Source organism: Paenarthrobacter sp. PH39-S1, from assembly GCF_030063245.1.
GTDB lineage: Bacteria > Actinomycetota > Actinomycetes > Actinomycetales > Micrococcaceae > Arthrobacter_M.
This window is the reverse complement of the sequence record NZ_JASISR010000102.1, coordinates 1-1,360: the sequence shown is the minus strand read 5'-3', so window position 1 is coordinate 1,360 and position 1,360 is coordinate 1. Positions and strand designations below refer to the sequence as shown.

Annotated in this window: 1 protein-coding gene; it reads left to right on the top strand. The window is 66.5% G+C overall.

Annotated elements, in window-relative coordinates; all coding sequences use genetic code 11:
- Positions 1-1,323: putative transposase (locus QMG52_RS21675; protein ID WP_283562470.1), on the top strand; the 1,323-nt coding region annotated here is incomplete at its 5' end.
- Between the last annotated feature and the right edge of the window lie 37 nt (positions 1,324-1,360).

Genomic DNA, 1,360 nt, shown 5'->3' with positions numbered 1-1,360 from the left:
CTCACCGCCCTCGCCACCCACCACCTCAACGGTCCCGGCGGCAACGGTGAGGGTGGGGATCTGGCCGCTGTGCTCTATGTTGACGGGCACGTCCGCGCCTACCAAGGCGGGAAGAAGATCGGGAAGGTCCACTCCACGAGGCTGAAGTTCCCGACCCCGGCGACCGAGGAAACCTGGGTCTCTGACGCCCACGGGTCCCCGGTGCTGGTCGTCATGGCCAAACCCGGCGCCGCCCTGACCGGGGAACTGCGGGCGCTCCTGCCGCAGCTGCGCACCATCATCGGGGATTCCCGGCGGGTGTTGGTCGGTTTTGACCGGGGAGGCTGGTCACCGGCACTCTTCAAACACATGGATGAGGCTGGCTTTGACGTCCTGACCTGGCGCAAAGGCAGCACGGCGGACGTCCCCGAGGACCGCTTCACCGACGCCGCCCATGTGGACGCGCATGGGCACACCCGGACCTGGAACGCGGCGGACACCGCCGTTGATCTGGCCCTGGCCACGGGGGAAGCGTTTGGGATGCGGCAGATCAGCCGCGTCGTCCCGGTCCGGGGCGGGGCAACCCGGCAGATCCACATCCTCACCACCGACCAGGCAATGCCCGCCGGTGAGGTGATTTACCGGATGGGCTCCCGCTGGCGGCAGGAAAACTACTTCCGCTACGCCCGCATCCATTTCGGCCTGGACTCCCACGACGCCTACACGTCCACCGAGGATGACCCCGAAAGGTCAGTACCGAACCCGGACAAGAAAACGGCCTACCAACACGTGGTCGCCGCCCGGGCCCACTACGACCAGGTCCTGGCCCGAACAGACGCCGCCATGCTCGCGATGCGAACCCCGGATCGAGGCGCCGGCGAAGTCATGATCACCAACGCCATGCACAACGCCGTCACCGCGCCGCTCTGGGACGCGGACGCCGCCCTTGACCGGGCAGAAGCCGCCCACCAAAAAATACGCGCCAGGGTTCCGTTGGGCGAACTCTCACCCGGCCAACAGGTCCTCGACACGGAGACCAAGCTGATCACTCACGCGATCAGGATGGCCGCTTTCAACACTGCCACCACCCTCGCCAGGGAGATCCGGACCAACACCGGCTACGCCCGCGCCACCGAGGAAGCCCACGCCCTGGCACGGCAGGTGCTCACCGGCAGCGGCGACATCGACACCACCACCCCCGGGTACCTCATCATTCGCCTGGACCCACTCCCCACCGCACGGGCCACCGCAGCAATCAGAGAACTCTGCCAGCACCTCACCACCACCCAAATCCGCTACCCAGGCACCGGGCTCATCCTGCGCTACGAAATCAAAAACCCCTGAACCCACACTGAATACCTCACCATGTCAGGAGCCCTGG